21 protein-coding genes are annotated in these 25,326 nt (G+C 74.1%); 13 read left to right on the top strand and 8 right to left on the bottom strand.

What is annotated here, in order from left to right:
* The first annotated feature begins 161 nt into the window (after positions 1-161).
* Positions 162-1,895: a DEAD/DEAH box helicase gene (locus tag ACTMS9_RS18055; protein WP_441165532.1), complete on the top strand. Its 1,734-nt coding sequence runs from the start codon at positions 162-164 to the stop codon at positions 1,893-1,895.
* A gap of 213 nt (positions 1,896-2,108) precedes the next feature.
* Here ACTMS9_RS18055 and ACTMS9_RS18050 read toward each other — a convergent pair whose 3' ends face one another.
* Both ACTMS9_RS18050 and ACTMS9_RS18045 read right to left on the bottom strand, forming a co-directional pair.
* Complete coding sequence (locus ACTMS9_RS18050; protein ID WP_088964796.1) at positions 2,109-2,342, bottom strand: DUF7455 domain-containing protein; 234 nt, start codon at positions 2,340-2,342, stop codon at positions 2,109-2,111.
* A gap of 247 nt (positions 2,343-2,589) precedes the next feature.
* Complete coding sequence (locus ACTMS9_RS18045) at positions 2,590-4,212, bottom strand: RNA polymerase sigma factor (RefSeq protein WP_441165531.1); 1,623 nt, start codon at positions 4,210-4,212, stop codon at positions 2,590-2,592.
* Positions 4,213-4,500: 288 nt separating this feature from the next.
* Here ACTMS9_RS18045 and ACTMS9_RS18040 point away from each other — a divergent pair, with 288 nt between their 5' ends.
* The gene (locus tag ACTMS9_RS18040; RefSeq protein ID WP_441144225.1) at positions 4,501-5,322 is read left to right on the top strand and encodes an inositol monophosphatase family protein; all 822 of its coding nucleotides are present in this window, start codon (positions 4,501-4,503) and stop codon (positions 5,320-5,322) included.
* Between the two features lie 262 nt (positions 5,323-5,584).
* Here the strand turns inward: ACTMS9_RS18040 and ACTMS9_RS18035 are convergent, their stop codons facing one another.
* Positions 5,585-6,100 carry a LytR C-terminal domain-containing protein gene (locus ACTMS9_RS18035; RefSeq protein ID WP_441144976.1) on the bottom strand — a complete coding sequence of 172 codons (516 nt, stop codon included), beginning with the start codon at positions 6,098-6,100 and terminating at the stop codon, positions 5,585-5,587.
* Positions 6,101-6,532: 432 nt separating this feature from the next.
* On the opposite strand from ACTMS9_RS18035, the gene ACTMS9_RS18030 reads away from it, so the two are divergent.
* Positions 6,533-6,829, top strand: a complete 297-nt coding sequence (locus ACTMS9_RS18030; RefSeq protein WP_046565779.1) for a DUF4193 domain-containing protein — start codon at positions 6,533-6,535, stop codon at positions 6,827-6,829.
* Positions 6,830-7,393: 564 nt separating this feature from the next.
* Positions 7,394-8,242: a hypothetical protein gene (locus ACTMS9_RS18025; RefSeq protein WP_441144974.1), complete on the top strand. Its 849-nt coding sequence runs from the start codon at positions 7,394-7,396 to the stop codon at positions 8,240-8,242.
* 4 nt (positions 8,243-8,246) lie between these two features.
* Here the strand turns inward: ACTMS9_RS18025 and ACTMS9_RS18020 are convergent, their stop codons facing one another.
* Positions 8,247-8,747, bottom strand: a complete 501-nt coding sequence (locus tag ACTMS9_RS18020; protein ID WP_441144223.1) for a DUF3093 domain-containing protein — start codon at positions 8,745-8,747, stop codon at positions 8,247-8,249.
* Positions 8,748-8,833: 86 nt separating this feature from the next.
* Between ACTMS9_RS18020 and dut the strand changes: the two genes are divergently transcribed.
* The 4 genes from dut (at position 8,834) to ACTMS9_RS18000 (ending at position 11,437) form a co-directional block, all read left to right on the top strand.
* Positions 8,834-9,361: a dUTP diphosphatase gene (dut, locus tag ACTMS9_RS18015; RefSeq protein WP_154942865.1), complete on the top strand. Its 528-nt coding sequence runs from the start codon at positions 8,834-8,836 to the stop codon at positions 9,359-9,361.
* A gap of 25 nt (positions 9,362-9,386) precedes the next feature.
* Positions 9,387-10,064, top strand: coding sequence for a DUF3710 domain-containing protein (locus ACTMS9_RS18010; RefSeq protein WP_441165530.1), 678 nt, complete (start codon positions 9,387-9,389; stop codon positions 10,062-10,064).
* A gap of 324 nt (positions 10,065-10,388) precedes the next feature.
* Complete coding sequence (locus tag ACTMS9_RS18005; RefSeq protein WP_154942867.1) at positions 10,389-10,769, top strand: OB-fold nucleic acid binding domain-containing protein; 381 nt, start codon at positions 10,389-10,391, stop codon at positions 10,767-10,769.
* Positions 10,766-11,437 (top strand): DUF3159 domain-containing protein, encoded by a 672-nt coding sequence (locus ACTMS9_RS18000; RefSeq protein ID WP_441165529.1) that lies wholly within the window; start codon positions 10,766-10,768, stop codon positions 11,435-11,437. Before ACTMS9_RS18005 ends, ACTMS9_RS18000 begins: the two co-directional genes overlap by 4 nt.
* A gap of 91 nt (positions 11,438-11,528) precedes the next feature.
* Here the strand turns inward: ACTMS9_RS18000 and ACTMS9_RS17995 are convergent, their stop codons facing one another.
* Both ACTMS9_RS17995 and ACTMS9_RS17990 read right to left on the bottom strand, forming a co-directional pair.
* Positions 11,529-12,218 (bottom strand): potassium channel family protein, encoded by a 690-nt coding sequence (locus ACTMS9_RS17995; RefSeq protein WP_154942869.1) that lies wholly within the window; start codon positions 12,216-12,218, stop codon positions 11,529-11,531.
* 2 nt (positions 12,219-12,220) lie between these two features.
* On the bottom strand, positions 12,221-12,886 hold the full coding sequence (locus ACTMS9_RS17990) for a potassium channel family protein (protein WP_441144216.1): 666 nt from the start codon (positions 12,884-12,886) through the stop codon (positions 12,221-12,223).
* Positions 12,887-13,051: 165 nt separating this feature from the next.
* Here ACTMS9_RS17990 and ACTMS9_RS17985 point away from each other — a divergent pair, with 165 nt between their 5' ends.
* From ACTMS9_RS17985 to dxs, 4 genes are all read left to right on the top strand, one after another.
* Positions 13,052-15,124 carry an APC family permease gene (locus ACTMS9_RS17985; protein ID WP_441144214.1) on the top strand — a complete coding sequence of 691 codons (2,073 nt, stop codon included), beginning with the start codon at positions 13,052-13,054 and terminating at the stop codon, positions 15,122-15,124.
* Positions 15,121-16,386: a class I SAM-dependent RNA methyltransferase gene (locus ACTMS9_RS17980; protein ID WP_441165528.1), complete on the top strand. Its 1,266-nt coding sequence runs from the start codon at positions 15,121-15,123 to the stop codon at positions 16,384-16,386. The genes ACTMS9_RS17985 and ACTMS9_RS17980 overlap by 4 nt, the downstream gene beginning before the upstream one ends.
* A 12-nt stretch (positions 16,387-16,398) precedes the next feature.
* Positions 16,399-17,559 carry an anhydro-N-acetylmuramic acid kinase gene (locus ACTMS9_RS17975; RefSeq protein ID WP_441165527.1) on the top strand — a complete coding sequence of 387 codons (1,161 nt, stop codon included), beginning with the start codon at positions 16,399-16,401 and terminating at the stop codon, positions 17,557-17,559.
* Positions 17,560-17,629: 70 nt separating this feature from the next.
* The gene (dxs, locus tag ACTMS9_RS17970) at positions 17,630-19,579 is read left to right on the top strand and encodes a 1-deoxy-D-xylulose-5-phosphate synthase (RefSeq protein ID WP_441165526.1); all 1,950 of its coding nucleotides are present in this window, start codon (positions 17,630-17,632) and stop codon (positions 19,577-19,579) included.
* A 262-nt stretch (positions 19,580-19,841) separates the two neighbouring features.
* Here the strand turns inward: dxs and ACTMS9_RS17965 are convergent, their stop codons facing one another.
* Positions 19,842-21,035: a hypothetical protein gene (locus ACTMS9_RS17965; RefSeq protein ID WP_441165525.1), complete on the bottom strand. Its 1,194-nt coding sequence runs from the start codon at positions 21,033-21,035 to the stop codon at positions 19,842-19,844.
* Positions 21,036-21,395: 360 nt separating this feature from the next.
* Here ACTMS9_RS17965 and ACTMS9_RS17960 point away from each other — a divergent pair, with 360 nt between their 5' ends.
* A complete protein-coding gene (locus tag ACTMS9_RS17960; protein ID WP_441165524.1) occupies positions 21,396-23,309 on the top strand; it encodes a hypothetical protein in 1,914 nt (637 codons plus the stop codon).
* A 31-nt stretch (positions 23,310-23,340) separates the two neighbouring features.
* On the opposite strand, the gene ACTMS9_RS17955 is transcribed toward ACTMS9_RS17960, so the two are convergent.
* Entirely contained in the window at positions 23,341-25,212 is a 1,872-nt protein-coding gene (locus tag ACTMS9_RS17955; protein ID WP_441165660.1) for a hypothetical protein, read from the bottom strand.
* Between the last annotated feature and the right edge of the window lie 114 nt (positions 25,213-25,326).

Genomic DNA, 25,326 nt, shown 5'->3' with positions numbered 1-25,326 from the left:
GGCGGATGTGACCAGCGTGGCGTCGAGTGGGGCGAGCGGCGTGGGCTGGTTATGCTGAGTCGGCCTTCGCGGCATCTTCTGCGCGGAGGCGTTTTCATGGGCGGCGGTACCCGTGGCCCTCGGCCGGGGTCCGCCATGGTGCGGTCGGAGAGGAGCCTCGCGTGGCAGCCCGGTTGCCGGCGCTAGAGACGTTCCCGCCCCTGCGTGCCTGGCAGCGCAAGGCGATGGTGGAGTACCTGCGCCGCCGCACCGACGACTTCACCGCGGTCGCCACGCCCGGCGCCGGCAAGACCACCTTCGCCCTGCGGATCGCCGCCGAGCTGCTCGTGGACGGCACCGTCGAGGCGGTCACCGTGGTCGCCCCGACCGAGCACCTGAAGACCCAGTGGGCGAGCGCCGCCGCCCGGGTCGGCATCCAGCTCGACGCCGCGTTCCGCAACGCCGACGTGCACTCCTCCGCCGACTTCCACGGCGCGGTCGTCACCTACGCGCAGGTCGGCATGGCCCCGCAGGTGCACCGGCGGCGCACCATGACCCGGCGCACGCTGGTCATCCTCGACGAGATCCACCACGCCGGCGACTCCCGGTCCTGGGGCGACGGGGTCAAGGCCGCCTTCGAGCCCGCGGTACGCCGGCTGATGCTCACCGGTACGCCGTTCCGCTCCGACGACAACCCCATCCCGTTCGTCACCTACGAGCGCGGCGGCGACGGGCTGTTGCGCTCCCGCGCCGACTCGGTCTACGGCTACTCCGACGCGCTGCGCGACGGCGTGGTCCGGCCGGTGCTCTTCCTGGCGTACTCGGGGGAGACCCGGTGGCGCACCAACGCCGGTGACGAGCTGGCGGCGCGGCTGGGCGAGCCGATGACGCAGGACCTGGTGGCGCAGGCCTGGCGGACCGCCCTGGACCCGGCCGGGGACTGGATGCCGCAGGTGCTCCGGGCCGCCGACGCCCGGCTGACCGTGCTGCGCAACGCCGGCATGCCGGACGCGGGTGGCCTGATCATCGCCAGCGACCAGCAGAACGCCCGCTCGTACGCGAAGCTGATCGAGCAGGTGACCGGCGAGAGGGCAGCGGTGGTGCTCTCCGACGACGTGGGGGCCTCCGCGCGGATCGCGACGTTCGCGGCGTCCGAGCAGCGCTGGCTGGTCGCGGTCCGGATGGTGTCCGAGGGAGTCGACATTCCCCGGCTGGCGGTCGGCGTCTACGCCACCAGCGCCAGCACGCCGCTCTACTTCGCCCAGGCGATCGGGCGTTTCGTGCGGGCCCGCCGGCCGGGGGAGACCGCCTCGGTCTTCGTGCCCAGCGTGCCGCACCTGCTCGGGCTGGCCAGCGAGATGGAGGCCGAGCGGGACCACGTGCTCGGCAAGCCCAAGGAGTCCGACGGCCTCGACGACGACCTGCTGGAGCGCGCCCAACGCGACGACCAGGCCAGCGGTGAGCTGGAGAAGCGCTTCACCGCGCTCTCCGCGACCGCCGAGCTGGACCAGGTCATCTTCGACGGCGCGTCCTTCGGCACCGCCGCCCAGGCCGGCACCCCCGAGGAGGAGGAATACCTCGGCCTGCCCGGTCTGCTCACCGCCGACCAGGTCTCCATGCTGCTCACCAAGCGGCAGGCCGAACAGCTCGCCGCGCAGCGCCGGCGGGCGGCCACGCAGACCGCTGAGCCGGCCGCTGACGCCCCCGCGGCGCCGGCCGTACCGATGAGTGCCGCCCAGCGTCGGGTGGCCCTGCGCCGCCAGTTGAACGCCCTGGTGGCCGCCCGGCACCACCGCACCGGCCAGCCGCACGGCAAGATCCACGCCGAGCTGCGCCGCCTCTGCGGCGGCCCGCCCAGCGCCCAGGCGACGATCGAGCAGCTCGAAGAGCGCATCGCCACCGTCCAAACCCTCTGACCCATCCGCCCCGGGCGTCCCGGCCGTCAGGATCCCTGCACTTTCCCGGAAAGTGTGGCTGTTCGGCGGCGCGGAATGGCCACGCTTTCCGTGAGAGTGCGCGGATCTTGGGCGCGGGGCGCGGGGCGCGGCGGGGGAGTGAGCGCAGACGAAGCCGGCCGGGAGCCCCTTGGGGCTCCCGGCCGGCTATGTCGTCGTTATGTGGTTGCGGATTCAGTTCGCCATCAGATCGGCGCCACGCCAGCTGAACTCCGGGTCCGTCGCGTACTTTACGGTGATCTTCACGAGATCCTCCGCGTACTTGTTCGCGTGGTGCCCACAGAACACCAGCTCGCTCCCACCCGCCAGAGTGATCCGGAGCTTGCCGGCAGCATTGCAGCGGTCGCACCGTTCATCGGCGGCCGGGGGGGCCACCGTCTCGGGCGGCGGCGTGAGGGTCGGGGTCATCGCCTTCCTCCTCTGGTCGTCACCGATGAACACTCTCTTCGGTCGTTGCTCACCCATCGTGCAACACCCTCGTCGGGCCCTGCCTTCCCTGTGTGCCCGCGGGCGACCGAGGTCACACCTGGCAGGGAGACAGTGTGCCGTGTGTCAAGGGTGCCACGTCAACGATCACAAACAGGCAACCGACCGATCACCTTTGAGTGTTCTACGGCTAGTGGTCAAACCGACACGGCTGGTTGACGTGAAGGGGTCAGTCCAGGTAGTCGCGGAGCACCTGGGAACGGGACGGGTGACGCAGCTTGGACATGGTCTTGGACTCGATCTGCCGGATCCGCTCCCGGGTCACCCCGTACACCTGGCCGATCTCGTCCAGGGTGCGCGGCTGACCGTCGGTCAGGCCGAAGCGCAGGCGTACCACGCCTGCCTCACGCTCGGAGAGCGTCTGCAGCACCTGCTGGAGCTGGTCCTGCAGCAGCGAGAAGGAGACGGCGTCGACCGCGACGACGGCCTCGGAGTCCTCGATGAAGTCACCGAGCTGGCTGTCGCCCTCGTCGCCGATGGTCTGGTCCAGCGAGATGGGCTCCCGGGCGTACTGCTGGATCTCCAGCACCTTCTCCGGTGTGATGTCCATCTCCTTGGCCAGCTCCTCCGGGGTGGGCTCGCGGCCCAGGTCCTGGAGCAGCTCGCGCTGGATCCGGCCGAGCTTGTTGATCACCTCGACCATGTGCACCGGGATGCGGATGGTGCGGGCCTGGTCGGCCATCGCCCGGGTGATCGCCTGCCGGATCCACCAGGTGGCGTACGTGGAGAACTTGTAGCCCTTGGTGTAGTCGAACTTCTCGACCGCGCGGATCAGACCGAGGTTGCCCTCCTGGATCAGGTCCAGGAAGGCCATGCCGCGGCCGGTGTAGCGCTTGGCCAGCGAGACGACCAGTCGGAGGTTGGCCTCCAGCAGGTGGTTCTTGGCGCGCTCGCCGTCGCGGGAGATCCAGCCCAGGTCCCGCTGCATGTCGCGGGTGAGCTTCTCCTCGCCCTCCTCGGCCGCGCGCAGCCGCTCGGCGGCGTAGAGCCCGGCCTCGATCCGCTTGGCGAGCTCCACCTCCTGCTCCGCGTTGAGCAGCGGGACCTTGCCGATCTGCTTGAGGTACGCCCGGACGGAGTCGGCCGAGGCGGTGAGCTCGGCGTCGCGGCGCGCCTGCTTGAGCGCCTCGGACTCCTCGTCGTCCCACTCGAAGTCGTTGTCCGTGGCGGAGCTGGCCGCATCGGCCTCGGCGGCCTTGGTCAGCTCGGCCGGCTCCTCGACCACCACGTCCTCGATCGCGGCCGCGAGCTCCTCGGGGTCGATCTCGCCCTCGGCACCCTCGGCGCCCTCGCCCTTGGCCTTGCCGGCGGCGGCCTTGGTGGCCTTGCCGGCCGCGGCCACCGTCGCCTTGGTGGCGCGGGTGGACTTGGTCGCCTTGGCGGCCGGCGCGGCGGCCTTGGCGGCCACGTCGGCGGTGGTGGCGGCGGCCTTGCGCGGCGCCGCCTTGCGCGGGGCGGGCGCCGGGGCCTCGTCGGCGGCGGGCGCCTGCTTGGGGGCGGGCGCGGCGGCCTTCTTGGTGGTCTTGGCGGTGGTGGCACGCGAGGCCGGGGTGGCGGACCGGGCCGCGGCGACCCGGCGACGGGTGCTGGCCGAGCCGTCCACGACCACGGTCACCCCCGCCTCGGAGAGCGCCCGCAGGATCTTCTTGGCCTGGGCCGGGGTCACCTCAGCGGACTCGACGGTGCGCGCGAGCTGGGCCGACGTCAACTGGCCGCCGGCGCTCTGCGCGTGGGCGATCAGGGTGTCGGTGAGCGAGCGAACGTCGGCGCCGGTCTGGCGGGGTTCTGTCACGAATGACCTTCCGGAGGCGAAGAGCGGGCACGGCCGGGTCGTCCGGCGCAGCGTGGGGCGACCGTGCCGGGCGATGTCGTTGAGGGACCCCCGTGTCCCGGGCCGGCCGTCCGGCGGCGGTCCGTGGCGCGTGGGCAGGGTGAATTGTAACGCCGTCTGCGGCGATCATCCTGCGGCGCACGGCGTACCGGCGGCGGGGACCGCCGATTCGGCGCAGATGTGGACTTTGTAAGGATGATACCCGCGCGCACGGCGGGGCGTCCCGATCGTGCGGGAAGGGGACGAACCATGACTCATTCGGCGCCGGCACCGGCCGAACTGCTCGCGATCGCGATCGAGGTCGCCCGGCAGGCCGCGGCCACCGCGCACCGGATGCGCGCCGAGGGGGTGTCCGTCGCCGCGACCAAGAGCACCGTCACGGACGTCGTCACCGCCGCGGACCGCGCCGTCGAGCGCCAGGTCCTCGACGCGCTGCACCGGGTACGCCCCGACGACGCCGTCCTCGGCGAGGAGTACGGCGCCGGGGCGGCCGACGGCGGTGCGGCCAGCGGGGTGCGCTGGATCATCGACCCGATCGACGGCACGGTGAACTACCTCTACGGACTGCCGTACTGCGCGGTGTCGCTGGCCGCCGAGGTCGACGGCGAGGTGGTCGCCGGGGTGGTGCGCAACGTGTTCACCGGCGAGGAGTGGACCGCCACCGCGGGCGGCGGCGCCTGGCGTGACGGCCGACGGCTGAGCTGCTCCACCGAGGCCGACCTGGGGCAGGCGCTGGTCGCCACCGGGTTCGGCTACGACCCGGCGCGCCGCTCGCACCAGGCCCGGGTGATCGCCGAGCTGATCCCGCACGTCCGCGACATCCGCCGGCTCGGCGCCGCCGCGCTGGACCTCTGCCTGGCCGCCGAGGGGCGGGTGGACGCCTACTACGAGAAGGGGCTGGCCGCCTGGGACCTGGCGGCCGGCGGCCTGGTCGCCGCCGAGGCGGGGCTGCGGGTCTCCGGCCTGCGCGGCCTGCCGGCCGGCCCGGACCTGGTGATCGCCGCGCCGCCGGCGCTGTACGCGCCGCTGCACGACCGGCTCGCCGACCTCGACGCTTCCGGCGGCCCCTGACCGCCCGGACCCCGGCCGACGCGCCGGGGCCTCCGGCGGCCCCTGACCACCCGGACCCCGGCCGACGCGCCGGGGCCTCCGGCGGCCCTTGACCACCCGGCCGACGCGGCCGGTCCGCTCTGCGACCGGAGCCGGGACGGCGGTCACGGCGACCGGCGCGAACGGGCCGAATCTCCGACAGCGAAATGGCGGTGTCCCCGGGGACACCGCCATTTCGGTCAGATCAGTCCGGTCGGTCCGCCGGCCCGGCCCGGCGGAACGGTCACTTCTCGACCGGCATGGGGCAGGAGCCGGCCGGCGCCTCGGGCGCGCCCAGGTCGCCCAGGGACTGGTTCACCTCGGTGGTGGTGGCCAGCTGCTGGAAGCCGTTGCCCAGCACGACGTCGACGGTGTCGTCCTTGCGCTTGGCGTCGTACACGGGCTCGGCGTTGTTCAGGAAATAGGCCCGCAGCAGGTGCGCGGAGCCGACGCCCTTGGGGCCGTAGCGCAGCAGTGCCACCTCGTCGACGCCCTTCGGCGCGGTGGCCGTCTTCTTCACCTGGAACTTCCGGTTGCGGAAGTCGTCGGCGATGTTGCCGGCCAGACCGATCTGGTCGGTGGCGTTGAAGACGTTGATCTTCACGTCCTTCGGCTCGCGCAGGGTGATGTCAGCGAGCGGCCAGCCCTCGGGGCAGCCCCCGGCGGCGCCCGCCTCGCCCTGCGTGTCCCGCACCATGGCGACGACGACGAAGACCAGGGCGACCACCGCCAGCAGACCGACGACAACGAGTGCTCGCACTCGCGCAAAACTCATCTGGGCGCTCCCGGACAGTGATGGGTGGCGGCGGCCAGCCGGTGGTCGGGCCGCCCCGCCGGCCGTCGAGTACGCCGCTGAGGTTAACGGTTGTCCGACCGTCGCGTGGAAACAGTCCGACATGCCGGCGCGCCATCCAGGAAGCGGGTACTACTACCCCTATCTTCGTGTCGCCTGAGTCACATTGGGAACAACTCGGGGTGCTGGGGCGTACATCTCAGCCACGAGGGCGGTATACATGCCTCGCCCGAGGGGGGTAAGGTTCCGCGCTCGCTGGGGGAGGCCCCTGTCGGCCTCCGGCCAGAGCGGCCGGCGGTCGGGTGACCGACACAAAGGGTGGCCGGCCAGTGGGAACCGAAACAACGTCGTCCGGCGTTACAACCGGAAGCGACAATATCGATATGGGAGAGTGAACCGATGGCCACCGACTACGACGCCCCGCGTCGCGACGAGGTCGACCTCGGCGAGGACAGCCTGGAAGAGCTCAAGGCCCGGCGGGTCGACTCACAGTCGGGCGCCGTGGACGTCGACGAGGCCGAGGTGGCCGAGAGCTTCGAGCTGCCCGGCGCTGACCTGGCCGACGAGGAGCTGACCGTCAAGGTCCTGCCGATGCAGCAGGACGAGTTCCGTTGCGGCCGCTGCTTCCTGGTCCACCACCGGAGCCAGCTGGCGGTCGAGCGCAACGGCGAGCTGATCTGCCGCGAGTGCGTCTGACCCTGAACCGCACATCGGCGGCGGCCGCCACGATGGGGCCGCCGCTGCCCGAGCTGCCGTGCGGGGGCGGCGGGGAGCTGCTTGACTCGTAACGGGCGGTGACCACGCCGCCGGGAGCACGGGAGGTCGGGCGGCATGAGCGAACGCGACGAGCGGGCCGGTGGGTCGGCGGGGGGTACGCCGACCGGGCCGCGCCCCGGCGCCGGGGCGGACGCCCCGGCGCAGCCGGGAGCCACGACGCGTCCGGAGTCAGATGCCACCCACCGCCCGGACGTCGCCGGCGACCCGCGCACCGGGGCCACCGGTGCCCGGGAGACGGCACCGCCCGGCGCCGACCGGACGTCCGGTGGCGCGGCCGGAGCGGCCGGCGGCTCCGTCGACGTGCCGTCCGGCACGCCGGAATCGGCCGACCGGGCCGCTGAGGAACTCGATGCCACCGGCGCCGCGCTGACCGCCGACGACATCGAGCCGGCTCGCCGCCGCCAACTGCTCACCCGGCTGGACGGGCTGGCGCGCGCCCGCGGGGTGGCCGACCGGATCAAGCCGAAGGCCGCGCTGCGCAGGATGACCGACACGATCGCCGACCGGACGTCCGGTGGCGCGGCCGGAGCGGCCGGCGGCCCCGTCGACGTGCCGTCCGGCACACCGGAGCCGGCCGACCGGGCCGCTGAGGAGCTTGGTGCCACCGTCGCCGCGCTGACCGCCGACGACATCGAGCCGGCCCGCCGCCGCCAACTGCTCACCCGGCTGGTCGGGCTGGCGCGCGCCCGCGGGCTGGCCGACCTGTTCAAGCCGAAGGCCGCGCTGCGCTGGATGACCGACACGGTCTCCGACGTGGCGCCGCACATCCCCGTCCGGGACCTGGCCACGCTGCGCCGGCACTTCCCCGGGCTGGACGACGAGGCGCTCGCCGACCGGCTGGTGCGCAACGCCGCCCGGGCCACCGCCGGGGTGGGTGCGGCCGGGGGCGGCGTCGCCGCCGTGGAGTGGGTGGCCACCCCGACCCTGCTCTCGGCGCCCGTGCTGCTGGCCGCCGAGACCGTCGCCGTGGTGGCGATCGAGTTGAAGCTCATCGGCGAGCTGCACGAGGTCTACCACGTGCCGCTGCCCACCGGCGGCAGCCAGCGGGCGATCGCCCTGGTGCAGTCCTGGGCCAACCAACGCGGGATCAACCCGATGACGCCCGGGGTGGGCGTCGGTGCGGTGCTCGGCACCGCGGCCCGCAGGGAGCTGCGGGACACCATGCTCAAGCGGTTCGGGCGCAACCTGACCACGCTGGGGCCGTTCCTCACCGGCGCGGCCGTGGCCAGCTACCTCAACCGGCGGGCCACCAGGACCCTCGCCGACGAGATCCGCCGGGACCTGCGCCGCAAGGGCGGGGCGCTGCCCGGTGGCCGGCGGGCCCTGCCCTGAGGAGTCAGGCCGCGTCGCGGGCGGCCATGACCGCGCGGGCCAGCTCGACCGGGTGACGGGTGCTGACCACCCAGAACGGGGTCGGGTCGGCGGGATCGTCCAGCACCACCTGCACCGCGCCGCCGATCCAGGGCCGCTGCACCACGAAGGCCAGCGGATCGGCGCCCACGCCGAGGACCTCGCGCCGCCCGGCGGCGTCCAACGGGACCACGTCCGCCACGTACCGCACCGGCAGGTGGGCGTCGTCCACGAACAGCTCGCCGTCGCGCACCGCCACCCGGACCCGGCCCAGCCACCACAGCGCGACCGCCGTGGCCGGCGGGAGGACCACGAAGGGCAGCCAGGCCCGCACCCCGGGGGCGCCCATCCACACCTCGGCGGCCAGCAGCCCGGACAGGGCCAGCCCGACCACCCAGAGCCACCAGGGCAGACTCAGCCGTTCGGAGTGCTCCACGGCCGCCGCGGTGCGCGGGGCCGGCGAGGACGGGGAAGGCGACACGCTCACACCTGCGAGGGTACGGCGCGCGGTGACCGTCCGACCCGGCAGGATGGCAGGGCCACCCCCACGAACCCGACGGAAGAGGGAGCACCGTGACCCACGTCGTACCCGTGCCCGTGCGGCAGCTCGACCCGGAGCTGCCGCTGCCCGCGTACGCCCATCCCGGTGACGCCGGCGCCGACCTGGTGGCCGCCGCGGACGTCGAGCTGCCTCCCGGCGGCCGGGCCCTGGTCCCGACCGGGGTGGCGCTGGCGTTGCCGGAGGGGTACGTCGGCCTGGTGCACCCGCGCTCCGGCCTGGCCGCCAGGCTCGGCGTGACGGTGCTCAACGCGCCCGGTACGGTCGACGCCGGCTACCGGGGTGAGATCCTGGTCAACCTGATCAACCATGATCGGGACACGCCGGCGAAGATCTCCCGTGGCGATCGCATCGCGCAGCTCGTTGTCCAGCGGGTGGAGCGGGCGGATTTCCAGCCGGTGGCCGAGCTGCCCGGGTCGCGGCGCGGGGCCGGTGGACACGGCTCGACCGGCGGACACGCCGGTCTGGTGCCGCCGCCCGCGACCGGTCGACGGGAAGATCCCGACCGGGCGGGCGGACAGACGGAAGAGGTGGCAGGGTGAGTGCGAACAGCGGAGGGTGGGCGCAGTGATCTTCAGCCGGAAGCGGGCCGACGGCGGGCGGGGTGCCCGTGACGAGCGGGCTGCCGAGGTCCTCGACTCGTACGACGCCGAGCCGACGGGTCCCTCGCGCGGCCCGTACGACAGCTCGGAGGCGCCGGACGGCGTGGAGCGGCTCGACCTGGGCAGCCTGCACATCCCGGCGGTGCCCGGCGTCGAGGTGCGCGTGCAGGCCGACCCGCAGGGCGTGATCCAGCAGGTCGTGCTGGTGCACGGGGAGAACGCCCTCCAGCTCGGGGTCTTCGCCGCGCCCCGCTCCGAGGGCATCTGGGACGAGGTGCGTGAGGAGATCCGCCAGTCCCTCTTCACCGACGGCGCCGCCGCCCAGGAGGTCGAGGGCGAGTACGGCACCGAGCTGCGCGCCCGGGTACGCACCCCGGACGGCCTGACCGACCTGCGTTTCGTCGGCATCGACGGGCCGCGCTGGATGGTCCGCGGCGTCTACCAGGGCGCCGCCGCCACCGACCCGGTCGCGGCCGGGCCGCTGGCCGAGTGCCTGGACGGCCTGGTCGTCGACCGGGGGCAGGAGGCGAAGCCGGTGCGCGAGCCGCTGCCGCTGCGCCTGCCCCGCGAGGTCGCCGAGCAGGCCGAGGGGGGCGATGGCGGCGAGGGCGGCGCTCCGGCACCCGCCCCGCGCGAGGCCTGACCGGCACGGCAACGACCACTCACCGGGCCCGGCACCGTCCACCGACGGAGCCGGGCCCGGTGCCGTGTCCGGCCGCCCCTGACACACACGACGGCGCACCCGGGCCGGTCCCGCCCGGCTCCGCCCGCCCCGGGCGGGCCCGCCCGTCGCCGGGGGCCGGTGGATCGGGTCCGGCCGGCTCCGCCCGGCCGCCCGCCGTGGCGGGTACGCCGGACCGGTCCGGCCGGCGGGATCGGCGTACGCTGGCGGGACGGTTCCGGCATCGGCGGGGCCGGGCCAGTGCCGGCGCGGGCCGGTCAGCGTGGAGAGGGTGGCGCGGAGGTCATGACGACCGACGAGGGCCGGGTGTCGCTGCGGCGCATCCTGCGGCGGCTCACCGCGAGCGAGGCCGAGATCGAGGCGCAGGAGCTGCAGCGGGAGAGCGCCGAGTGCGGCGGGGTGCCGGCCCGGCAGTGCACGCGCGGCCAGGTGGTCTCGGTCACCGGCCGGCTCCGCACGGTGGTCTACACCCCGCGGACCAACCTGCCCACCCTGGAGGCGGACCTCTACGACGGCAGCGACGTGGTGACCCTGGTCTGGCTGGGCCGGCGGCACATCGCCGGCATCGAGCCGGGGCGGCACCTCACCGCCCGCGGCCGGGTGGCTGTCCGGGACGACCGCAAGGTCATCTACAACCCGTACTACGAGCTGGAGTCGCCGAAGTGACGACGGGACAGCAGCCGGCCACCGCGCCGCACCCGGAGGACGACGGGCAGCTGCCCAGCCTCGCCGAGCAGATGGCCGACCAGCTCGGCGGCTGGCGGGGCCTGGTCGAGTCCAGCATCCCCGTGCTGGTCTTCGTGCTCGCCAACATGGTGGGCGACCTGCGGCCCGCCGTGATCGCCTCGGTCGGGGTGGCGGTGCTGATCGCCGTCGCGCGGCTGGCCCAGCGGCGTCCGGTCCGGCACGCGGTCAACGGCCTCGTCGGCATCGGCATCGGCGCGTTCATCGCCTGGCGTACCGGCGACGAGCGGGACTTCTACCTCCCCGGCATCCTCTACGGCATCGCCTACGGGGTGGCCCTGCTGATCTCGGCGGCGATCCGCCAGCCGCTGGTCGGCTGGATCTGGTCGGTGCTGGTCGCCAAGGGGCGCTCCGAGTGGCGCGACGATCCCCGGCTGGTGCGCACCTTCACCCAGCTCACCGTGCTCTGGGGCGTGGTCTGGCTGGCCAAGGTCGGCGTGCAGGCCGGGCTCTACCTGGCCCATCAGGACACCGCGCTGGGCGTGGCCCGGCTGGCGCTGGGCTACCCGCCGTACGCGCTGCTGCTGCTGATCACCGTCTGGGCGGTCCGCCGGGTGACCCGGGAGGGCGCGCCGCTGCCCGGCGCCTGAGCCCGTCCGGCCACCTGTCCGGGCGGCGGGCTCGGCCGGTCTGCCCGGCCGTCCCTGCCCCCGCTGGGCGCCCGGCTGAACGCCGGCCGGCTCAGCCCTTGCCGCGGGTCCGCTCGACGCTGTCGGGGCCGAGGATCACCGCGCGGACCTGGTCCTCCACCTCGGCGGTGCAGACGAAGATCAGCTCGTCGCCGGCCTCGATCGGGTCGTCCGGGCTGGGCACCAGCACCCGCTTGCCGCGCAGGATCGCCACCAGCGCGGCGTCCCGGGGGATCGGCACCGCGTGGATCGGCTGGCCGACGTAGGGCGCGGTCGGCGGCAGGGTGATCTCGACCAGGTTCGCCTCGCCCTGCCGGAAGGTCATCAGCCGGACCAGGTCGCCGACGGTGACCGCCTCCTCGACCAGCGCGGCCATCACCCGCGGCTTGCTGACCGCCACGTCGACGCCCCACTGCTCGGTGAAGAGCCACTCGTTCTCGGCCCGGTTGACCCGGGCGACCACCCGGGGCACCGCGAACTCGGTCTTGGCCAGCAGCGACACCACCAGGTTGACCTTGTCGTCGCCGGTCGCCGCGACGACCACGTCGCAGCCGGCGACGTTGGCCTCCTCCAGGCTGGTCAGCTCGCACGCGTCGGCCAGCACCCAGTCGGCGGCCGGCACCCGGTCCGGGCGCAGCATCCGGGGCTGGCGCTCGATCAGCATCACCTGGTGGCCGTTGTCGATCAGCTCCTGGGCGATCGACCGGCCGACGTTGCCGGCACCGGCGATGGCGATCCGCATGCTCAGAGCCCTCCTTCGGGCGGCGCCGCGGCCACCGCGGTGACCGAGGCGGCGATGTCGTCGGTGACCAGCACGTAGAGCTGGTCACCCTCCTGCACGACGGTGGAGGTGGTGGGCAGCGTGCCGATGCCGAAGCGGATCAGGTACGCCACCCGCGCGCCGGCCGCCTCCTCCAGCTGGTGCAGCGGTCGCCCGACCCACTCCTTGTGCACCGGCACCTCGACGATCGAGACGGTGCTGGTGGGGTCGCGGAAGATCTCGATGTTGCCCTCGGGGACCAGGTGCCGAAGCATCCGGTCGGCCGTCCACCGGACGGTGGCCACGGTGGGGATGCCGAGCCGCTCGTAGACCTGCGCCCGGCGCTGGTCGTAGATGCGGGCGGCGACCCGGGAGACGCCGAACGTCTCGCGGGCCAGGCGGGCCGAGATGATGTTGGAGTTGTCGCCGCTGGAGACGGCGGCGAAGGCGTCCGCCCGCTCGATGCCGGCCTGGCGCAGCACCTCGCCGTCGAAGCCGGCGCCGGTGACGGTGATGCCGGCGAAGTCGGGCCCGAGGCGGCGGAACGCGTCGGCGTCCTGGTCGATCACCGCCACCGAGTGACCCCGGGACTCCAGGCTGTGGGCGAGGGTCGAGCCGACCCGGCCACAGCCCATGATCACGACATGCACTGGTGTCCCTCCCAAAGGTGCCGCCCGTTCGGCGGACGGCGGCGCTCTCTGCGAGCGTGCCACGTCCGCCGAGCCGACGGGGGACCGACCGTACCGCGCGGGTGCGCGGGGTGGTGATCAGGCACCCCCGACGTTCGGCGTGCGGTGGTCGTACCCTTAGCGCTTGTGGCCAGTCCCACCTCGCTGCTGAAGCGACTCCTCGTCGGTCGACCCTTCCGGTCCGACCGGCTCCAGCACACCCTCCTTCCCAAGCGCATCGCCCTGCCGGTCTTCGCCTCCGACGCCCTCTCCAGCGTGGCGTACGCGCCGGACGAGATCCTGCTGACGCTGTCGATCGCCGGGGCGTCGGCGTTCCTCTTCTCGCCGTGGATCGCCCTCGCGGTGGTCGTGGTGATGCTCACCGTGGTCGCCAGCTACCGGCAGAACGTGCACGCCTACCCGTCGGGCGGCGGCGACTACGAGGTGGCCACCGTCAACCTCGGGCCGCGGGCCGGTCTGGCCGTGGGCAGCGCGCTGATGGTCGACTACGTGCTCACCGTCGCGGTGTCGGTCTCCTCCGGGGTGGCGAACCTGGGCTCGGTGGTGCCCTTCGTGGCCACCCACAAGGTGCTCATCGCCGTCGTCGCGGTGGTGCTGCTCACCGCGATGAACCTGCGCGGTCTTCGCGAGTCGGGCACCGCCTTCGCGATCCCCACCTACGGTTTCATCATCGTGATGGTCGGGATGATCCTCACCGGGCTGGTCCGGATCTTCGTGCTCGGCGACGACCTGCTGGCGCCCAGCGCCGGGCTGGAGATCCAGGCCGAGCACAGCGTGACCGGGTTCGCCCTGATCTTCCTGCTGCTGCGGACCTTCTCCTCGGGCTGCGCCGCGCTCACCGGTGTGGAGGCCATCTCCAACGGGGTGCCCGCGTTCAAGGCGCCCAAGAGCCGCAACGCGGCGACCACCCTGCTGCTGCTCGGCACCATCGCGGTCGCCATGCTGGTCGGCATCATCTGGCTGTCCCGGCTGACCGGCCTGCAGTTCGTGGAGAACCCGGAGCTGCAGATCGTCTCCGGCCCCGAGGGCTACGTGCAGAAGACCGTCACCACCCAGCTCGGTGAGACCGTCTTCGGCTCCGGCTCGATCCTGCTCTACGTGGTGGCCGGGGCGACCGCGCTGATCCTCTTCCTGGCGGCGAACACCGCGTTCAACGGCTTCCCGGTGCTCGGCTCGATCCTGGCCCAGGACCGCTACCTGCCCCGACAGTTCCACACCCGGGGCGACCGGCTGGCCTTCTCCAACGGCATCGTCTTCCTCGCCGTCTTCGCCATCGTGCTGATCGTCGGCTTCCAGGCCGAGGTCACCAAGCTGATCCAGCTCTACATCGTCGGGGTGTTCGTCTCGTTCACGCTCTCCCAGGCCGGCATGATCCGGCACTGGAACCGGCACCTGCGCACCGAGCGGGACCCGGAGGCGCGGCGGCGGATGATCCGGTCCCGGGCGATCAACACCTTCGGCATGGTGATGACCGGCACCGTCCTGGTCATCGTGCTGCTCACCAAGTTCCTGCTCGGCGCCTGGATCGCGATCGCCGCGATGGCGGTGATCTACCTGGTGATGCTCGCCATCCGCCGGCACTACGACCGGGTCGCCGCCGAGCTGGAGCCGACCGAGGTCCGGGGCGTGCTGCCCGCCCGCAACCACGCCATCGTGCTGGTCAGCAAGCTGCACCAGCCGACCCTGCGGGCCATCGCGTACGCCCGGGCCACCCGGCCGGACACGCTGACCGCGGTGACGGTGAACGTCGACGAGAAGGACACCCGCCAGCTCCAGGCCGAGTGGGAGCAGCGCGAGGTGCCCGTCCCGCTCACCGTGGTCGACTCGCCGTACCGGGAGATCACCCGGCCGATCCTCAACTTCGTGGCCAACACCCGCCGGGAGTCGCCCCGCGACGTGGTCACCGTCTTCATCCCGGAGTACGTCGTCGGCCGCTGGTGGGAGAACCTGCTGCACAACCAGAGCGCGCTGCGCCTCAAGGGGCGGCTGCTCTTCGAGCCGGGCGTGATGGTGACCAGCGTGCCCTGGCAGCTCGCCTCGACCGCCAGCAAGAACCTGGACCGCCTCGACGCCACGCTGAGCCGGACCCCGGCCCGCGGGCCGCGGGTGGCCCCGCGCAGCACCCTGCCGCCGAGCGTCCCGCCCGTCGTCTCCGCCCCGCCGGGCGAGAGCGGCCCGTCGAGCGGGGACCGGCCGTGACCGGCCCGACCGGCGGCGGGCCGGGCACGGAGGAGCGGCGCGGGCTGGAGGAGGCCGAGCGGGTCGAGCTGACCGTCGGCGCGGTCGCCCCCGGCGGGCACTGCGTGGCCCGGGTCGACGGCCAGGTGGTCTTCGTCCGGCACGCGCTGCCCGGCGAGCGGGTGATCGCCGAGGTCACCGAGCTGCACAAGGGCTTCGCCCGCGCCGACGCGGTGGAGATCCTGACCGCCTCCCCGGACCGGGTCGAGCAGCCCTGCCCGTGGGCGAAACCCGGCCGCTGCGGAGGCTGTGACCTGCAACACGTCACCCCCGCCGCCCAGCTGGACTGGAAGACCGCCGTGGTGCGCGAGCAGCTCACCCGCCTGGGCGGGCTCACCGACGCCGAGGTGGACGCGCTCGGGGTGGCCGTCGAGGCGCTGCCCGGCGGGCCGCTCGGTTGGCGCTCCCGGGTCCGGTACGCCGTCGACGCCGCCGGCCGGGCCGGGCTGCTCAAGCACCGCTCGCACGAGGTGGTGCCGATCGACTGGTGCCGGATCGCCCACCCGGCGATCCGGGAGCTGCCGGTGCTCACCCCGTCCGGCGCGCGCTGGCCGGACGCCGAGGCGGTCGAGACCGTCGCCTCCACCGGCGGGGACGTCAGCGTCGCCGCCGTCACCGAGGGGGTGGCCACTGGAGTCAGCGGGCCGCAGACCGTCCGCGAGGTGGCTGCCGGCCGGGACTGGACGCTGCCCGCCGCCGGGTTCTGGCAGGTGCACCCGGCCGCCGCCGACACCCTCGTCGGGGCGGTGCTCGACCTGCTCGACCCGCGCCCCGGCGAGTCCGCCTGGGACTTGTACGGCGGGGCCGGCCTCTTCGCCGCCGCCCTCGCCGGCCGGGTCGGCCCGCAGGCGCGGATCACCCTGGTCGAGTCCTCCGCGCAGGGGGTCGCCGCCGCCCGGGAGAACCTGGCCGACCTGCCCCGGGTGGAGGTGGTGGCCGCCCGGGTGGAGACCGCGCTGGCCCGCCGCCGGGTCACCGGCCCGGTCGACCTGGTGGTGCTCGACCCGCCCCGCTCCGGCGCCGGCGCGCCGGTGGTGCGGGACGTGGTCGCCGCCCGGCCGCGCGCCGTCGCGTACGTGGCCTGCGACCCGGCCGCCTTCGCCCGGGACGTGCGCACCTTCGCCGGGCTCGGCTGGCGGCTCGCCGGGCTGCGCGGGTACGACCTGTTCCCGATGACCCAGCACGTCGAGCTGGTCGGGTTGCTCCTGCCGCCCGCACGGTGACAGCCTGACCCGATGAAGATCGTCGGGTTGATGTCCGGCACCTCGTACGACGGGGTGGACGTGGTCGCCGCGGAGTTCACCACCGACGGCGACACCCTGCGGATGCGTCCGCTCGGGCACCGGGGGCTGGACTACGACGACGCCCTGCGCGAGTCGATCGGCGCGCTGCTGCCCCCGGCGGCCACCACGATCGAGGCGGTCTGCCGGCTGGACAACGCCCTCGGCGAGGTCTTCGCCGCCGCCGCCGCGCTCGGCGTCGAGCTGGCCGGCGGGCGCGCCGACCTGGTGGTCTCGCCCGGCCAGACCGTCTTCCACTGGGTCGAGGGCGGCGCCACCCGGGGCACCCTCCAGCTCGGCGCGCCGGCGCGGGTGGCCGCCCGGGTCGGCGTACCCGTGCTGGCAGACCTGCGCTCGGCGGACGTCGCTGCCGGCGGTCAGGGCGCGCCGCTGGTCCCGGCCTTCGACGCGCTGCTGCTCGACGCGGCCGGCGGGCCCCGGGCCGCGCTCAACCTCGGCGGCATCGCCAACCTCACCGTCGTCGCCCCGGGCGCGCCGGTCCTCGGGTACGACGTCGGTCCGGCCAACGCGCTGCTCGACGCGGCGGCCCGGCGGCTCCTCGGCCGCCCCTGCGACCTCGACGGCGCCCGCGCGGCCGCCGGCCGGGTGCACGCCGGCCTGCTGGACGCGCTGCTCGCCGAGCCGTACTACGCCGCGCCGCCCCCCAAGTCCACCGGCAAGGAGCTCTTCCACGCCGGCTACCTGGCCGACCGGCTGACCGCGCTGGGCGAGCCGGTGGCCCCGGACGACGTGCTGGCCACCCTGACCGAGCTGACCGCCCGCACGGTCGCCGCCGCGTGCGACCGGCACCGGGTCACCGAGGTGGTCGCCGCCGGCGGGGGAGTGCGCAACCCCACCCTGCTGGGCCGGCTGACCGCCCTCGGGGCCGGGCGCTGGCGGCTGCGCACCACCGACGAGCTGGGTGTCCCCGTTCAGGCCAAGGAGGCGTACGCGTTCGCCCTGCTCGGCTGGCTCTCCTGGCACGGCCTGCCCGGGGCGATCCCCTCGGTCACCGGCGCCCGCCGGGCCGCCGTGCTGGGCGCCTGGACGCCGGCCGGGCCGCCGCACGGCGCCACCCCGCCCACGCCGCCGCGGCGGCTGGTCGTCGTGGGCTGAACCTGGGAACCAGCTGGGATGATCCACGGCCGAGCTGCGGTGCGGCGGGCGGCCGATAGACTCTTCGCTCATGAGTGTTGAAGAGGGCACGGCCAACCACGGTCGGCTGCTGGGCGCCGTCCGCGGTCCGCAGGACGTCAAGCGGATGACCGCCGAGCAGCTGGACATCCTCGCCGCCGAGATCCGTGACTTCCTGATCGCCAAGGTCTCCCGCACCGGCGGGCACGTCGGCCCCAACCTGGGCGTGGTGGAACTCACCCTGGCGATGCACCGGGTCTTCGACTCTCCCCGCGACCGGCTCCTGTTCGACACCGGCCACCAGTCGTACGTGCACAAGATCCTCACCGGGCGGCAGGACGGCTTCGACAAGCTGCGCCAGCGCGGTGGGCTCTCCGGCTACCCCAGCCAGGCCGAGAGCGAGCACGACCTGATCGAGAACTCGCACGCCTCCACCGCCCTGTCGTACGCCGACGGGCTGGCCAAGGCGTACGCCCTGCGCGGCGAGCAGCGCAGCGTGGTCGCCGTCGTCGGCGACGGCGCGCTCACCGGCGGCATGTGCTGGGAGGCGCTGAACAACATCGCCACCGCCGGCAACCCCCTCGTCATCGTGGTCAACGACAACGGCCGGTCCTACTCGCCGACCATCGGCGGCCTCGCCGACCACCTCTCCTCGCTGCGGCTCAACCCCGGCTACGAGAAGGTCCTCGACACCGTCAAGGACGCCCTCGGCTCCACCCCGCTGGTCGGCAAGCCGATGTACGAGGTGCTGCACGCGGTCAAGAAGGGCATCAAGGACGCGGTCGCCCCGCAGGCGATGTTCGAGGACCTCGGCATCAAGTACGTCGGCCCGGTCGACGGGCACGACATCGCCGCCGTCGAGTCGTCGCTGCGCGCCGCGAAGAACTTCGGCGGCCCGGTGATCGTGCACGCGGTCACCCGCAAGGGCTACGGCTACCGCCCCGCCGAGGAGGACGAGGCGGACTGCCTGCACGGCCCGGGCGCCTTCGACGCCGAGACCGGCAAGCTGCTCGCCGCCCCGTCGGTGAAGTGGACCCAGGTCTTCGCCGACGAGCTGGTGGCCATCGCCGACGAGCGCCCCGACGTGGTCGGCATCACCGCCGCCATGGCCGAGCCCACCGGCATCGCCACCCTGGCCCGCAAGCACCCCGAGCGGGTGTACGACGTCGGCATCGCCGAGCAGCACGCCGCCACCTCGGCCGCCGGCCTGGCGATGGGCGGCCTGCACCCGGTGGTGGCGGTCTACGCGACCTTCCTCAACCGCGCCTTCGACCAGGTCCTGCTGGACGTGGCGATGCACAAGCTGCCGGTGACCTTCGTGCTCGACCGGGCCGGCATCACCGGCCCGGACGGGCCGAGCCACTACGGCATCTGGGACATGTCCGTCTTCGGCGTGGTGCCTGGGCTGCGCATCGCCGCCCCCCGGGACGCCGGCAGCCTCCGCGAGGAGCTGCGCGAGGCGGTCGCCGTCGACGACGGCCCGACCATCATCCGCTTCCCGACCGGCACCGTCGCCGCCGACCTGCCGGCCGTACGCCGGATCGGCAGCGTGGACGTGCTGGCCGAGTCGGCGCGTACCGATGTGCTGCTGGTCGCGGTCGGCTCCTTCGGCCAGCTGGGCATGGAGGTCGCCGCCCGCCTCGCCGAGCAGGGCTACGGCGTGACCGTGGTGGACCCGCGCTGGGTCCGCCCGGTCCCGGCCGAGCTGGTCGAGCTGGCCGCCGGGCACCGGCTCGTGGTCACCGTCGAGGACGGCGTCCGGGTCGGCGGCGTCGGCGACGCGCTCGCCCAGTCGATGCGGGACGCCGACGTCCGGGTGCCGCTGCGCGACCTCGGCGTGCCCGCCGGCTGGCACCCGCACGGCACCCGCGCGCAGATCCTCAGCGACCTGGGGCTCACCGCCCAGGACGTGGCGCGCAACGTCATCGGCTGGATCTCCGGCCTGGACGCGGAGCCGGTGGAGCCGGTCCGGCTGCCGGCCAGCGAGGCCAGCTCCAACTGAGGACAGGACCCCGCCGACGGGCGGTCCCGGTGCCCGGGGCCGCCCGTCGGCGCGTCCGGGTACCGGCGGGAGCCCGGGAGCCGGCAGGGTGCCTCCGGCTTCCTGTCGAGCTGATGTCGTGGACGAATCGGCGACGCCCGGCGCATGGGCAAGCTCGGCGTTGAGTCGGTGACGACATCAGCTCCACAGGAGGTGGAGGTCCACCCCGGTCCCGACGGCTCTCCCGCCGTGCGGTGCCCCCGGAGAGGCGCGCCCCAGCGGGTCAGCGGCCGCCGACGGAGCGGTAGTAGGTCTTCTCCGCGCCGGCCAGGCTGAAGGTCTGCTTCGCCGCCGGCATCGGCACCACCGCCAGGCCGGGGCGGTCCACCAGCCGGGGCGTGCCCGGCGGCACCGAGAGCGAGGCGTCCCGGGTGCCCCGCCAGGTCAGCACCACCAGCGGCTGCCCGGGCACCGGCAGCACGTACGTCTGCAGGGGGTTGGACCGGTCCGCCGGGGAGACCACCGGGGTGCCGCCGTCGGCGGGCCGGTAGACCACCGCGGTCATCGTGCCGGCGTCCGTCTCCCAGGTGAGCTGCTCCAGGTCGCCCGGGTCGCCGCCGCCCAGCGCCATCTCGCCGATCGCCCGGACGCTCACCTTCTCCATCGGCCACGACTCGGGGGCCGAGCGGGGCGCGTCCCGGTCGCCGATGCGGCGCGGGACGCTGCCGAACGGTCCCCGCTCGTCGGCGAGCACGCAGGTGTCCAGCCCGTCCAGGGCCCGGCGGCCGGAGCCGGTCTCGTCCCGGACCAGCGGGTAGCGCGGCTCGGCGGTGGCGGTGCCGAGGTCGAGCAGGCGCTCGGCGGCGCGACCGCGCGGCAGCGACTCGGTGGCCCGCAGCGTCGCGGTGACCGGCACGGCCGCGCAGGCCGGCACGCGCACCGGGCGGCTCAGCCCGTCGGAGAGCACCAGCGCCCGGCCGTTCGGGCCGAGCAGGCGTTCCACCCGCCCGGAGGTGAGGTAGCGCCGGCCGTCGGCCAGCTGCACCGGCAGGACGTCGGCGTAGGCGAGGTAGCCGGGGTCGGAGTACTCGCTGGCCCGGGTCACCGTGTACCGGCCGCCGTCGCCGGTGAGCTGGAGCAGCCAGGACGCGCCCTCGCCGGGCACGTCGGCGGCGACCAGGGCCAGCCGGGTGCCGTCGACCTCCCCGGAGAAGAGGATGCCGGAGGAGGGCAGGTGGGCGCGGTCGTCGATCGGCGACCGCCAGGCGCGTACCGCCTCGGTGACCGCCCGCGTCGCCGCGGCGTCCCCGGCGAGCGAGCCGCGCGGCGGCCAGACCGGCAGCGTGCCGTCCAGGCTGTCGTAGCCGACCCGCAGCTCGCGGGCCCCCCGGTCGGCGACCGGGCCGCAGGCGGTCACGGCCAGCACCATGGTGAGCAGTGCGGTGGCCGTCGTGCCGCGGCGGCGGACTGAAGCCACCTGTACGCCTCCCGATCGCCTCGCCGTCGTTGCCGGAAGCCCACATGGTACGCAACGGTCGGGGAGCGCCTCGCGGCCGTGTCCGACGGCCACAAGGGACAGCAGTGTGAATTTCGGGCTATTCTCCGGCTCCGGTAGACTCCGCCGACTGTGACGTCTGTCGAGCCCCGTGGCGCCTCCGCACCGGACCCCGACGCCTCTCCGGGCTCCGCCCGCGGCGCCACGGCGACCGCGACCGCGTTCCCGGCGCGGGTCCTCGACACACCGGCGGCGAAGGCACCCGCTGCCACCGCGCCGACCGGGAGTGCTCCGATCGTGGACACACCGGCCGGCCGAGCGCCGACCGTGGACGCACCGGCCGTGGACACACCCGCCCCGACGGCACCGACCGTGGACACACCTGCCCCGACGGCACCGGCCGTGGACGCGCCCGCCCCGACGGCGCCGGCCGTCGGCGCGCCGGCGCGGGGCGTACCCGGGAAGCGGCCGGCGACGGCGGACGGCGACGGTGCGGCGGCGCCCGCGCGGCGCTGGCGCTGGACGGCCCGGCGCAAGGACCTCGCCGTCTACGGGATCTTCCTGCTCGTCGCGCTCTGGGTGACCAGCCAGCTCTGGGTCGACCCGGCCGGCCGGGTCGCCTCGCTCTACAGCAGCGACCCAGCCCAGGTGCAGTTCTTCCTCGCCCACTCGGTACGCGTGGTGCTGCACGGCGAGTTCCCGTTCTTCACCGACCAGTTCAACTACCCCGACGGCGTCAACCTGATGGCCAACACGGCCGTGCTGGCGCTGGGCATCCCGATGGTGCCGGTCACCCTGCTCTTCGGACCGGCCGTGTCCTTCGTGGTGCTGGTCACCCTGGGTCTCGGCGGCACCGCCGCCGCCTGGTACCACGTGTTCTCCCGGCACCTGGTCCGCCGGCGGCTGGCCGCCGCGGTGGGCGCCTGGTTCTGCGGGTTCTCACCGGCGATGCTGTCGCACGCCAACTGGCACCCCAACATCATCTCCCAGTTCCTGCTGCCGTTCATCGTCTGGCGGGTGATGGTGCTGACCCGCTCCACCCGGCCGGTGCGCGACGGCGCGCTGCTGGCGCTGCTGGTCACCGTGCAGGCGTTCATCAACGAGGAGATCCTGCTCTTCACCGCGCTGGCCTGCGGCGTCTTCCTGACCGCGATGGTGGTGCAGCGCCCGGCGCTGTGGTCGGTGGCCTGGCGTCCGCTGGCCAAGGGGCTGCCGGTGTGCACGGTGCTGGCCGGGGCGCTGCTGGCGTACCCGCTCTACATCCAGTTCGCCGGGCCGATGGCGTACCACGGGCTCAGCGACGCGGTCCGCGACTACGGCAACGACATCGCCGCCTTCTTCGCCCCAGGCTCGCCGACCTTCGGCGGCAACGAGCGGGCGAACGTCAACCTGGCCCCGAACTACTCCGAGGAGAACGCCTTCTTCGGCTGGAGCCTGTCGCTGCTCGCCGTCGGCATCGTGGTCTGGCTGCGCCGCGAGGTGCTGGTCCGGGCGCTCGCCGCGACCGGGTTCTTCTTCGCCGGGCTCTCGCTGGGCGAGCGGGTGTCCTGGTGGGACCGGGACCTCTTCACCGGACCGTGGGACCTGCTGGTCCGGCTGCCGCTGCTCGACGCGGTGGTGCCGACCCGGTTCGCCCTGATCACCAGCGTGGTGATCGGCATGCTGCTGGCGCTGGCCGTGCAGCGGGCATGGACGCTGCGCGGGATCGAGTGGCGGCACGCGAAGACGGTCACCGTCGGCGCCCTGGTGCTCGCGCTGCTGCCGATCGTGCCGATGCCGTTGAAGGTGACCTCCCGCCCGCCGGTGCCGACCTTCATCACCGCCGACCGCTGGCGGCAGTACGTCGGCCCGGACCAGACGCTGGTGCCGGTGCCCGTGCCGAGCATGGGCAACACGCACGGGATGCGGTGGGCGGCCTCCACCAACCTCGACTTCAAGATCCCCGGCGGCTACTTCCTCGCCCCGCGCAACGGCAACACCGGCGACCCTGGTCGCTTCGGCGGCCGGCCCAGCGGCATCGGCGAGCTGCTCGACGAGGTCGCCACCACCGGGCGTACGCCCAAGCTGGACGACCGGCAGCGCCGCCGCTGCCTGGACGAGCTGCGCCACTGGAACGCGGCGGTCCTGGTGCTGCCGGCAGGCCACCAGCACGCCGAGCCGCTGCGGCGCACCGTCGAGCAGCTGGTCGGCCCGGCGAAGCGGGAGCTGGACGTCTGGGTCTGGGACGTCCGGCCGCTGACCGCCCGTACCGCCTGACCTCCCCGCCCTCGGCGGGCCGGGTGGGCGGTCAGCCGACCAGCGGGCGCACGTCCCAGAGCCACACGTCGTCGACCCGCTGCGCCGGCCCGATCAGGCCGGTCATCAGCTCGCGCAGCACCGCCTCGCGCGGGTGTGCGCCGAGCACCACCACCGAGGCCTTCCAGTAGCGCAGGTCCTCGACCGCCTGGCGGCGGTTCTCCTCGGTCAGGGCCGGCACGGTGCCGGTGTCCATGCTGGCGTAGATCAGGGTGCTGGTGGGCCGGTTCGGCGCGCCGAAGACCCCCTCACCATCGAGGTTGGGCCCGATGAAGTAGCCGCCCGGCACCGGAAACTCGTGCCCGGTCAGCGCGCTCCAGCGCAGCGTGGGCAGGCCGTGCACGTTGCTCGGGATCGGCACCGGCACCAGGGTCCGGCCCGCCGGGACGTACGGGCGCCAGCCGCCGGCGGTGATGAAGTGCGGCGGCGGGTCGACCGGCTGCGCCGGCAGCGGGCGCGGGAACAGCGGCAGCACGGCGAGCGTGATCGCCGCGTACCCGACCGGCCGGACCCAGCGCCGCCGGGCCGGCGTGGCTCTCGCCGCCGTCGTGCCGGCGTCGTCGGCCGCCGCGCGGGGCGCGGGGACCCGGGCGCGGCCGTAACCCGCCGCCGCGTCCCAGGCGAGCGCGAGCAGGACGCCGACCGCCGCGGCCACCACCAGGGCCAGCCGGGTCGGCATCATCATCTCCACCAGCGGCAGGTCGTCCGGGATGTACGCCCACGGGCCGTCGACCGTCGTCTCCACCCCGTCGAAGCGCACCTTCGGGCCGATCGCGGCGACGGTGAAGACCAGCACCAGCACGCCGGCGATCCGGGCCGGCAGCGAGCGACGCCAGAGCAGCACCAGGGCGACCAGCGCCACCAGCACCAGCGGCCAGCCGAACCAGGTGTTCTGCTCGGTCAGGCCGATGGTCTTCTCCACCGCCTCGTCACCGGCCACGGTGTCCCGGGCGAAGGTGACGAAGGCCATCAGGTCCTCGCCCCAGTTGTGGAAGATCCCACCCTGCAAGCCTCGGTAGGACTGCGGGCCGTTGAACTGGTACCAGATCGGGTAGGCGGTCAGCAGCAGGGCCAGCCCGCCGCCGAGGCCGAGCGCGGCCAGGAAACCGCCCGCCCGGGCCCGCGCCGCGCGGGGCCGCTGCACCACGTACGCCAGCACCGCCACCAGGCAGGCCAGCGCGGTGAGCAGCAGCATCTCCTCGTTGATGAAGATCTGGTACGCCACCAGCAGCCCCAGCACGACCCCGTCGCGCCGCCACCGGCCCGGCTCGCCCAGGCGCAGCACCCGGGCCACGATCACCGGCAGCAGGAAGTTGGAGACGAAGTTCGGCTGCCCGTTGGCGTGGTGCACGATGCCCGGCGCGAAGCCGAGGAAGGCGCCGCCGACGAAGGCCGCCGCCCGCGAGCGCACCAGGTGGCGCGACAGCATCCAGTACGAGGTGCCCGCGGTCGCGGCCAGCGCGCCGCCCAGGTAGAGCGCGTACGTCACCTGCGGACCGAAGAGGAGGGTGACCGGCGCCAGCGGCAGGGTCATGCCCAGCAGCGAGGTGTTGGCCATCATGTTCACCCCGTCCGGGGCGTTCTGCCGGGCGCTGAACAGCGGGTTCTCCAGGTGGCGCACCGAGTACGCGCCGTGCTGGAAGAGCCACTCGAACCAGCTGTGGTCGGTCGGCAGGTGCGACGAGACCCGGTGCTGCACGTCCATCCAGTAGTTCAGGCACACGAGAACGCCGAGCAGCACATAGGCTCCGATGGCCAGCACGTCGGCCCGGCTCGGGCGCCGACGGGGCCGCCGTGCCGGATCGGCCGCGACGGGCTCGACCGCCTCGGGCGCGGACGTCTGGTTCAACGAGGGATCTACCACCGGCACAGCCACGACGGGCCATCGTACAGGCGGTGACCCGGCGTACCCGCCGGGCCGGTGGGGCGTCCCGCAGGGTGCGCTGCGGCCGGCAGCCGGTGGTCGGGGGGTGGTCGG

Source organism: Micromonospora sp. L31 (assembly GCF_052068075.1).
GTDB lineage: Bacteria > Actinomycetota > Actinomycetes > Mycobacteriales > Micromonosporaceae > Micromonospora > Micromonospora purpureochromogenes.
The sequence above is the reverse complement of the archived record's forward strand: the minus strand, read 5'-3'. Positions and strand labels throughout refer to the sequence as shown.